At 53.1% G+C, this 9,970-nt stretch carries 6 protein-coding genes, 1 tRNA gene, 2 rRNA genes and 3 pseudogenes (1 of these 12 running past the window's edge); 7 read left to right on the top strand and 5 right to left on the bottom strand.

Annotation, left to right across the window (positions count from 1 at the left end; translation table 11 throughout):
• The 3 genes from ACO07T_RS20180 to ACO07T_RS20170 all read left to right on the top strand — a co-directional run.
• Nucleotides 1-2,368 (top strand): 23S ribosomal RNA (locus ACO07T_RS20180) (it extends 461 nt beyond the left edge of the window).
• Between the two features lie 93 nt (nt 2,369-2,461).
• Nucleotides 2,462-2,576: ribosomal RNA gene (rrf, locus tag ACO07T_RS20175) — 5S ribosomal RNA — on the top strand.
• 120 nt (nt 2,577-2,696) lie between these two features.
• Nucleotides 2,697-2,773, top strand: a tRNA-Met gene (locus ACO07T_RS20170).
• Here ACO07T_RS20170 and ACO07T_RS20165 read toward each other — a convergent pair.
• On the bottom strand, nt 2,730-4,376 hold the full coding sequence (locus ACO07T_RS20165; protein ID WP_422051056.1) for a recombinase family protein: 1,647 nt from the start codon (nt 4,374-4,376) through the stop codon (nt 2,730-2,732). The two genes, ACO07T_RS20170 and ACO07T_RS20165, sit on opposite strands and share 44 nt — an antisense overlap.
• 1,234 nt (nt 4,377-5,610) lie before the next feature.
• Between ACO07T_RS20165 and ACO07T_RS20160 the strand changes: the two are divergent.
• Nucleotides 5,611-6,141 (top strand): annotated as a pseudogene (locus ACO07T_RS20160) (integrase core domain-containing protein); the annotation flags it as partial.
• A 115-nt stretch (nt 6,142-6,256) separates the two neighbouring features.
• On the opposite strand, the gene ACO07T_RS20155 reads toward ACO07T_RS20160, so the two are convergent.
• Nucleotides 6,257-6,802, bottom strand: a complete 546-nt coding sequence (locus ACO07T_RS20155; protein ID WP_422050894.1) for a helix-turn-helix domain-containing protein — start codon at nt 6,800-6,802, stop codon at nt 6,257-6,259.
• Nucleotides 6,693-7,055, bottom strand: coding sequence for a hypothetical protein (locus ACO07T_RS20150; RefSeq protein ID WP_422050893.1), 363 nt, complete (start codon nt 7,053-7,055; stop codon nt 6,693-6,695). The genes ACO07T_RS20155 and ACO07T_RS20150 overlap by 110 nt, the downstream gene beginning before the upstream one ends.
• A 547-nt stretch (nt 7,056-7,602) precedes the next feature.
• Between ACO07T_RS20150 and ACO07T_RS20145 the strand changes: the two are divergent.
• A pseudogene (locus ACO07T_RS20145) lies at nt 7,603-7,778 on the top strand (transposase); the annotation flags it as partial.
• Here the strand turns inward: ACO07T_RS20145 and ACO07T_RS20140 are convergent.
• A pseudogene (locus tag ACO07T_RS20140) lies at nt 7,734-8,213 on the bottom strand (IS66 family transposase); the annotation flags it as partial. The pseudogenes ACO07T_RS20145 and ACO07T_RS20140 sit on opposite strands and share 45 nt — an antisense overlap.
• A 127-nt stretch (nt 8,214-8,340) precedes the next feature.
• Nucleotides 8,341-8,685, bottom strand: coding sequence for a hypothetical protein (locus tag ACO07T_RS20135; RefSeq protein ID WP_422050892.1), 345 nt, complete (start codon nt 8,683-8,685; stop codon nt 8,341-8,343).
• A gap of 98 nt (nt 8,686-8,783) precedes the next feature.
• Here ACO07T_RS20135 and ACO07T_RS20130 point away from each other — a divergent pair, with 98 nt between their 5' ends.
• Both ACO07T_RS20130 and ACO07T_RS20125 read left to right on the top strand, forming a co-directional pair.
• Entirely contained in the window at nt 8,784-9,053 is a 270-nt protein-coding gene (locus ACO07T_RS20130; protein WP_422050891.1) for a helix-turn-helix domain-containing protein, read from the top strand.
• A 653-nt stretch (nt 9,054-9,706) separates the two neighbouring features.
• Nucleotides 9,707-9,922, top strand: a complete 216-nt coding sequence (locus ACO07T_RS20125; protein WP_422050889.1) for a hypothetical protein — start codon at nt 9,707-9,709, stop codon at nt 9,920-9,922.
• Nucleotides 9,923-9,970 lie beyond the last annotated feature (48 nt).

Genomic DNA, 9,970 nt, shown 5'->3' with positions numbered 1-9,970 from the left:
GACCGATAGCGAACCAGTACCGTGAGGGAAAGGTGAAAAGCACCCCGACGAGGGGAGTGAAACAGTACCTGAAACCGAACGCCTACAATCAGTTGGAGGCCCCTTGAGGGCTGACAGCGTACCTTTTGTATAATGGGTCATCGACTTGGTCTATCTAGCAAGCTTAAGCCGTTAGGTGTAGGCGCAGCGAAAGCGAGTCTTAATAGGGCGCATGAGTTAGATGGATCAGACCCGAAACCGAGTGATCTAGGCATGGCCAGGTTGAAGGTGCGGTAACACGCACTGGAGGACCGAACCCACATCTGTTGAAAAAGATCGGGATGAGCTGTGCCTAGGGGTGAAAGGCCAATCAAACTCGGAGATAGCTGGTTCTCTGCGAAATCTATTTAGGTAGAGCGTCATCCGAATACCCCGGGGGGTAGAGCACTGGATGGGTAATGGGGCCCCACAGGCTTACTGATCCTAACCAAACTCCGAATACCCGGGAGTACTAGATGGCAGACACACTGCGGATGCTAACGTCCGTAGTGGAGAGGGAAACAACCCTGACCTACGACTAAGGCCCCTAATTCATGGCTAAGTGGGAAAGCAGGTGGGACGACCAAAACAACCAGGAGGTTGGCTTAGAAGCAGCCATCCTTTAAAGATAGCGTAACAGCTCACTGGTCTAAATAAGTTGTCCTGCGGCGAAGATGTAACGGGGCTCAAGCCATGAGCCGAAGTCTAGGGATGCGTAAGCATCGGTAGCAGAGCGTAGTGTGACATAGTTCCAATCCTCTTCTATATCCTCCGGGATATAGCGCAGGATATGGAGCTTTCGATGAAGCCGGGGCGTGAGCCATCCGGTGGAGAGATCACTAGTGAGAATGATGACATGAGTAGCGACAAAGAGTGTGAGAGACACTCTCGCCGAAAGTCCAAGGGTTCCTGCTTAAAGCTAATCTGAGCAGGGTAAGCCGGCCCCTAAGGCGAGGCCGAAAGGCGTAGCCGATGGGAACTAGGTTAATATTCCTAGGCCAGGAGGATGTGACGGATCATGAAGGTTGTTCGCCCTTATCGGATTGGGCGGGCCGCTGATTGGTTCCTGGAAATAGCCCTCCATGAGACCGTACCCTAAACCAACACAGGTGGACTGGTAGAGCATACCAAGGCGCTTGAGAGAACGATGTTGAAGGAACTCGGCAAAATACCTCCGTAAGTTCGCGAGAAGGAGGCCCAGTTTCTACGCAAGTATTGGCTGGGGGCACAAACCAGGGGGTGGCGACTGTTTACTAAAAACACAGGGCTCTGCGAAGTCGCAAGACGACGTATAGGGTCTGACGCCTGCCCGGTGCCTGAAGGTTAAAAGGAGGGGTGAGAGCTCCGAATTGAAGCCCAGGTAAACGGCGGCCGTAACTATAACGGTCCTAAGGTAGCGAAATTCCTTGTCGGGTAAGTTCCGACCTGCACGAATGGCGTAACGACTTCCCCGCTGTCTCCAACATCGACTCAGCGAAATTGAATTGCCTGTCAAGATGCAGGCTTCCCGCGGTTAGACGGAAAGACCCCGTGCACCTTTACTACAGCTTCACACTGGCATCAGGCCATGCATGTGCAGGATAGGTGGTGGGCTTTGAAACCAGAACGCCAGTTTTGGTGGAGCCTCCCTTGAGATACCACCCTTGCATTGCTTGATGTCTAACCGCGGTCCGTTATCCGGATCCGGGACCCTGTGTGGCGGGTAGTTTGACTGGGGCGGTCGCCTCCTAAAGCGTAACGGAGGCGCGCGAAGGTTGGCTCAGAGCGGTCGGAAATCGCTCGTTGAGTGCAATGGCAGAAGCCAGCCTGACTGCGAGACTGACAAGTCGAGCAGAGTCGAAAGACGGCCATAGTGATCCGGTGGTCCCGAGTGGAAGGGCCATCGCTCAACGGATAAAAGGTACGCCGGGGATAACAGGCTGATACTGCCCAAGAGTCCATATCGACGGCAGTGTTTGGCACCTCGATGTCGGCTCATCTCATCCTGGGGCTGGAGCAGGTCCCAAGGGTACGGCTGTTCGCCGTTTAAAGAGGTACGTGAGCTGGGTTTAGAACGTCGTGAGACAGTTCGGTCCCTATCTGCCGTGGGTGTAGGATACTTGAGAGGAGTTGCCCCTAGTACGAGAGGACCGGGGTGAACGATCCACTGGTGGACCTGTTGTTGCGCCAGCAGCAGTGCAGGGTAGCTATGATCGGACAGGATAACCGCTGAAGGCATCTAAGCGGGAAGCCCCCCTCAAAACAAGGTATCCCTGAGGACCGAGGTAGACCACCTCGTCGATAGGCCGGAGATGTAAGTGCAGCAATGCATTCAGTTGACCGGTACTAATGGTCCGATAGGCTTGATTTGATCCAGTAAAAGAAAGACTTTTACGGACACAAAAGCATACACAACAATCAGTATACTGACTTGGACAACACATAAACCGAGCTATTTCCTCGGTTTGGTGATCATAGCGCGAGTGAAACACCCGGTCCCATCCCGAACCCGGCCGTTAAGCACCGTAGCGCCGATGGTACTGCTGCTTAAGCTGTGGGAGAGTAGGTCATCGCCAAACCTAGAAAATAGCTCAAAAAAAACATCTCTCAAAACGATACAAAGAATACCTTCAGAACAACAAAAACGTCCTGAAGGGCGACAGATCTCAAAGCCAAAAATGGCCCAAGATCAAAAGCGTCGCGGGATGGAGCAGCCCGGTAGCTCGTCAGGCTCATAACCTGAAGGTCGTAGGTTCAAATCCTACTCCCGCAACCAGTACTCTCGAACACGAAGCCGCCGCAGGGCGGCTTTGTTCGTTTTGAGACACCCCCAAACTCAGCAAGCCAGCCAATTCTCCAATCAATTCAATGGCCAAACTCCCATCAGCGTTGGGCATAAGGCGAATGCTCTCAAGCAGGGACCGCATGATCGTTGTCGCTTCAGCTTTGGTTGCCGGATCGTTCAGTGCCCTGGTCAGGTTAGCGACCTTGTCGCGATACACCTCGGAGAGGTTGGGGTGCAGCATAACGGGGGCTGGCGGCTCAGCACTAGCCAACTCAGCTTCAAGGTCGCGCTTGCGCGCCTCCAGGTCGTCCATCTTAGCCTTCATGCTCTCGTGAAACATCCCCTCGGCAATGGCGTCCACGATGCGGTCAATCTGGCGAATGACCTGCGCCAGGTCACGTTTGGTTTTGGCTTCATCAACCGAACTCAGGGCTGTGAGGCGGTTGTGTTCTTCCTGATATGCTTTGACGAACTCTGCAATCAGGTCAGGGTGGAGCAGTCGATCTTTGAGGCCGGCCAACACCCGCGCTTCAAGCTCATTGCGGCTGATGGTCTTGCGGTTGTCACAGGTGCCCTTGTTCCGAGTATTGGCGCAGCCGTAGTTGGTTTTGCCCACAATGGTGTAGCCGCCGCTGCAACATCCGCACTTCAAGAGACCTGAAAACAAGTGCTTAGGCCGTTTGGCGCGCTCCGGACGGTTGAGACCTTCCGCAATCACGGCGTTGCGTGACGCCTTTTGGCGCGCTTTGACTGCGTCCCACAGGTCTTGATCTACGATCTGTAGATGCGGCACTTCCTCAACGACCCAGTCTTCTGGCGGATTGAGCTTGGCCTGACGTTTGCCATTGCTCGGGTCCTTGATGAACCGTTGGCGGTTCCAGACGAGGCGGCCAATGTAGAGTTCATTATTGAGAATACCTGTGCCGCGCTTGTGGTTGCCGTGGATGGTAGAAGCACCCCATCCAGCGCCGCGAGGCCCTGCGACACTGTCACCGTTCAGGGCGGCTGCGATGGCACGGGGGCTGATTCCGTTAGCATAGTCTTTGTAAATGGTGCGGACGATTCCAGCCTGCTCTTCGTTGATGGTGCGTTCGCCAGTGGTCATCGTGCCATCGGTTTGCAGTGTACGCACTACGTCATAGCCGTAAGTAACGCCGCCAGCGGATTTGCCTTTGCGCACACGGCCCTCTAGGCCGCGATGGGTCTTCTGGGCGAGGTCTTTGAGAAAGAGGCTGCTCATGGTGCCTTTGAGACCGATGTGCAGCTCACTGATCTCGCCCTCGGCCACGGTGACAATCGGAATGCCCTGAAACCGCATCTGTTTGAAAAAGGCCGCGATGTGTTCCTGGTCGCGGCTGATACGATCGAGACCCTCGGCGACAACCACGTCAAAGACGTTGTGGCGGGCATCCTCAAACAGGCGCTGGTAGGCAGGGCGCAGGTGCGAAGCCCCGCTCAAACCGCGATCCGCGTAGGTCTCAGCTTCGCGCCAGCTGTTGCCTGCAATCAAGCGGGCACAGAGGCGGTGCTGATCCTCAATGGAGGCGTCGGTCTGAAGGTCGGTGGAATAACGGGCGTAAATGGCGGCGCGCATTAAGAAAGGCTCCTGAAAAGAGGTCGTAAAAATGGGCGCCCTAAGAGCTAGAGGGCTCGATGGGGCGCCCGCAACAGTTTTTTGCGGTTAGGGCAGGTGAGTACGATGCATTTGATCCGCGAAGGACTGTCTCGCGGCTTGTTTGCCGAGCAGTCGAGCGAGCTGCGTCAAGGCAGCCTGATCGCGTTGCGGTACTGCCGATGCGATGTGGTTTTGATTTGGAGGAGTCATTTTGAACCCTCCGGCTGAGATCGAGATATCCTTTGCAAAAGGATCTGCGAGGGCTGCGGAGCTGGCCGCCTAAATCGGATCTCAGAGGTATCTACAAAGTAGGAACAAACGGGGCGAAGTGAATGCTTCGTTTTTAGTGGCAAGTGAGCCTCAGGTTAAGATGGTCACTTCGTATATCAGTCAGGTGAAATATGCAAGCCGTTGAAAAACAACAACCTTTGATTGCGTCGCATCCTTGCCGGTCACAGCCAAAGGCTTGATTGGGCGAATGCACCATAAACCGATTTGGTCCAACTGTTGTGTAAGGCCTGTAAAATTACATTACCTACAAATCTTACTGATTCAGGCATTTGATTTTGATGCGCCACCAAAAGCCCAATAAAATATGGCTTCAGAAAAAACTCTAAGAGCTACGGAGCGAGAATTTGCAGTGTAATCTGCTGTAATGAAGCCTCCGATATTACAAATCTATAATGTGAATTAGTCTCGATGTGATCTGACACCGCCCCCTTGTCAGCAAGCTGAAACGGCGGCGGCACATCTCTTGAGTGAGATGATGGTTGTCCGTTTTGCTGGTGGTGCGAACCAAACCATCAGTAACCGTCCGGTCTCCCCGCTCTGCCGTAGGTCGCTATGACCAGATACTGTCCAGTTAGCAGAAAGTGGATAGTATTGAGATTTGGGACGAGCGGTATCAGGTAGCACCGGATGAGGCCGATGCTGCCCGTTTTCTGCCGGTTGAAGTAGTTGATAAGGCCCCGACCTCGCGCGTCGTTGCTCGGTGATCTAAGTGTCCACTTCGCTAAAATGGACACTTAGGGCTGCCCGGACCGTCTTGACAAACATCAGATCTGTCTGAGTTTGTTGTTGCATTTTTCTTAGCATTGACCGGTTGGTCTGATGTTTTTCCGCGATCAATGGGATCCGAAGGCGCTCATTCGAAGGCCGTGACAGAAAGCTGGGCGGACACAAAATGACAAGCTAAACCGCCTTCCCGACGAACGCCTGCGGTGAGATCGAGACGGCCCATCCGGGCTGTCTGGGCAGCCAGGACACGTTCTATGTCGACACCTATTGCAAGGTGGCGCATGCTAAGCTCTACGCCACCAAGACGCCGATCACCGCCGCCGATTTGCTCAATGACCGGGTGCTGGCGTTCCATGATGAGCATGACCTGCCGGTGCTGCGGATTATGACCGACCGGGGCACGGAATACTGCGGGCGTGTCGACAAACACGACTTCCAGCTGTTCCTGGCAATCAACGATATCGATCATACAAAAACCAAGGTGAAATCACCGCAAATGAACGGGATTTGTGAGCGGTTCCATAAGACGATCCTGTAGGAGTTCTATCAGATCGCCTTCCGCAAGAAGCTTTATGACAGCATCGACGCGCTACAGGTCGATCTGGATGAATGGCTGCACCATTACAATCACGAGCGCACGCATCAGGGCAAAATGTGTTGCGGCAGAACGCCCATCGAAACTATGTTCGACGGGAAAGAAATCTGGCGGGAACAGTTCCTGAGCTGAACTTCACCTGACAGACGTCGCCAGAAAAACGGCCATCTGTCAGATCACATAGGAACCACTACAACATAGACGAGCCTGATAGCCATCCAAACGCCCGCAATCGTGCGGGCGTTTTTCAATCGAAGACCTCTTCTCGAGATGGTGAGCTGATTGCAAAGCGTTTCATTGCGTCTGGATAACGCTCAATCATTGAGAAGTACTCAGCTGTTAAGCCTGCCGGCTTTCTGTGGCCACCTGAAGCTTCATTGGCCTCATAGTTCTGAAGCGACCGCAGTTCCACTCTGTATAGCACTGCAAACTGCTCCTGAGTTAGGCCAAGCTTCTCTCTAATTCTCCGAACCGATACGTTCCTTCCGGGCGTTACTATGCGAACATGAAAGCCAAGTTTCGACAGCTCGGATTGAAGCTCATTTGGGTCTTCGACTCTTGGCAAAATGAACGCTTCTTCTTGAGATCCAGCTACAATGGCATCGATCAGGTTCTTTGACTTTCTCAGCGTAAGACCGTTTTTGTGCAACAGTTTGATTGCCAAGTAAGCGTTTGCATGTTTTTCAAAACCGCAAATTACGACGTGTTCTTTCGAACCGGACAGGTTTTGGGGTGCGGCCGGGATTTGCTCCAGTCGTCCTTTTAGATCCTTCAATGACAATTGCTTCGACATCACGAAACTCCTCAAGCGCCAAGACGCCTTGGATAATGCGACGAAGACCGATGCTGCCAATGCGATTAGTCCAAAGGCCACCTTCTCCGTGGGTACTGACACTTTTCGCAATGATCTCTTGACCAACCAGCTCGATCTCACCGATCATCATCAATGAGCTTTTGGACAGCTTAATCTCAGCTTTAATAATGTCGCCTTCGCTGTCCGCAGACAAATTTACAGGCAAGACCTCTAAGCCTTTCATGTACGTCATTGAGTAGCCTACTCAAGTTCTCACATCAGGCTGGCTACGCAGCCTGCCTTTGTTTGCAAATTACAAAAAGCCGGCCCCCCCAATAGAGAAGTCTAGCTTTTCCACAAAAACACCATTCTGGTTCAGTTTGGTGTATCTAGATCCGCTCGGGGTCAGAGCTGATCCCAGGCGCAGATCGTGCCGATCTGTCCCCGTAGGCACGCGAAAAACCCCGTCACCGGTCGAGGGGGTCTTTACGCGCATCTCCGGCACCGTGGGAGCCATTCAGTTCTTTGACAGTGCCGCCGTCGCCTTCGGCCCATCGGCCTCATCCCGGCAACCGCAAGTGGCTTTGGGCTGGACCACTGTTCCGGCGACGCCCGCACCGTCAACCCACTCGCGTGCCAGTAATTTTAGTATACCGTGAGGTATACTAAAATTGGACGAATACATCCCTCATCTTTTCGCGGAAAAACCGTGGGAAGGCCGACAGACTAGGTCACACACTCATAAACGACTAGCGTGGTTTGAGGATAGCTGATTCACTCCTTGAAAAGAGGAGAGCAGCATGGCCCAGCGTCGCTACGAGCTGACCGATTTCGAGTGGTCGATGATCGGCGGGTTTTGAACGGCATTTACTGGCGCCTCAGGACGGGTACCCCTTGGGCCGACATTCCCGAGCGCTATGGTCCTTACACCACCTGCTATAACCGCTTTGTGCGGTGGGCTCGGATATGCGTGTGGCTCGATACCGTTGAGTTTGCAGGTCTCGATCAGTGACGCGATGACGGCCCAGTTCTGTGCGCCAGCGTCGCGTCCGGCGAAGAGCGCGTTTTTGCGGTTCAGGGCGATAGGACGGATGGTGCGTCCGACGGTGTTGTTGTCGATTGCGATGCGGCCGTCACTGAGGAACAGGATCAGCCCATCCCAGTATTTTGCAATGTATTTCAGGGCCTCTCCGGTTGAGGATTTGGACGAGACCCGGGCACGACTTTGGGCAAGCCAAAGGTCGATGGTGTCGATGACAGGTTTTGAGCGCGCCTGCCGAGCAGCATGGCGTTGGTCTGCGGTTCGGCCTCGCAGGTCTTTTTCAATACGATAGAGCGCCTGAATGTGCGCCAAGCCCTCCTGCGCGATCGGTGCAATGCTGGACTGGGTAACATCATGCAATTTGCGGCGAACAACCAAAAAAGATCTGACATGTTCACCGCTCGTTTTACGCAACGTGAATCATGACGCTAAACGGAAATCAATGGGTCCTGCCCCTAAGGTCGCTTGAATTGGGCTGTCTGAGCCAGGGGGCAACTCATTCTCCTTCTCGGGTTTGGGTCGAGTTTTCATACTGCTCGTGCAAAGCGCGCAAGTGAGAGAAAAACTTCCCACTTTGGACATCATGTGCGTGTGCAGTTTGCAGAAACCAAGCCTTGTCACCCTCTAGCACTCGTATGTGTAATTGGGTTTGGTATTTTGAGCGCGGACGGCCTCTAACCGCTGGTCTATGTGATGCTGCCAACGGCTTTACAAAAAGCCCCGGCGAAGACTGCTGGCTTTTTAGCCTTTGCAAAATCTTGGTCTCGACACGCTCAGCCAAAGCTTCGAGCTGATCTTCGAGGTGATTCAATAGTTCTCCTGAGTGATGCGAATCGGTCATTTGTTTCTCCAGATGTTTCGGATGCGCATACGGAAAACTCTGCGAGATTCATAGAGTACTTCGTGGACGAAGCGAAGGTCTAAGTGAATGTTCCGTGCATGACGGAACTAGAGACACAGGTTCTTTTGGAGGCTTTTGCGAAGGCTCTAAAAGCCGAAAGAACTTCGCAAAACTTAACACAGGAAGAATTGGCGCAGCGTGCAAGATTGAGCGCGCGGTATATCTCTTACCTTGAAACAAACCGGTATCAGCCAAAGCTGGAAACAATCGGTCAAATTTGTAGTGGGCTGGGGCTCAGTCTTTCCGATTTCACAAAGAAAATTGAACGTGCCTATCCAGCAGAGGGGAAGTCTCAGAAAGCTGAGTAGCGGATTTGGCTATCTGGCCGAAGTTGCATCGACCCCAAGCTCTATCTTGCTTCGTGTTGAGTTTTTTGCGTTTTCTTAAGGGCTTGACTACGAGAGCCGGCTGAGATTAGTAGCGCGTATGATTACACCAAATCGCATCACAATTTTTAGCGCTCGAATATCCGGCTAACGCAATTCGTTAGTTGGGAGCGCGCTGGTGCGGGTGAGGGCCTTATACCCCCTTTGCGGCAGATTACCGTTGATCCGAGGGTTCGATTCCCTCCGTTCCTACCATACTTCTTGTAGGAAAAATCTATGCTGATAATTACAGTTTCCGTTGGTGATCGAGTGATCGCTAAGGCATCGGCCGCTAATGTCTCGAACCTGGCTGATATCTCCAACTACGAGGTTCGGACCGTCGAGCGGGGTTACGAACCACTTGGAATTCCATCATCAGATACCCAAGGAATGATCTCTGGTCATGAGCGCCGTAGCAGCGTGTGGAGCCTCGTTGAGAAAGTTGCAGCGTTGGCGCAGAGGGAACGAGGCGATGTTTAGGGCGTATAACGCCAGCCTAGCAGACCGCGCGATGTGGGGGGGCGTAGCAAAATTGGCTGTCATCCATGTACTGCTCGCAATGCACATTACCTCGCTTCTCTTTGGGGAGAGCCGTGATGTCAGACAATGACCAAGAGGACTCGGTCTCTTTCTACTTCCGAGTTTCCTCTGAACAGGCGGATCAATTCAATCAACTCGCTGCCGCACAGTTTGGCATGAAAAAAGGTGCGAAGAGGCAGATGTTCTTGAAACTGCTTGATGACCACCTGCGGTCCCAAAAGATTGCCCAATTGAAAGAAGAAATCTCGGTGCTTGAGAAGGAAGGGAGATAGGGCGGATGTGCGCAACGAATGGAGCAGCCAATGCGCGGTAGGCACCAA

Origin of the sequence: Shimia sp. (assembly GCF_965227725.1) — a bacterium.
In the GTDB taxonomy this organism is placed as follows: Bacteria; Pseudomonadota; Alphaproteobacteria; order Rhodobacterales; family Rhodobacteraceae; genus Shimia.
This window is presented reverse-complemented; position numbering and strand designations above follow the sequence as displayed.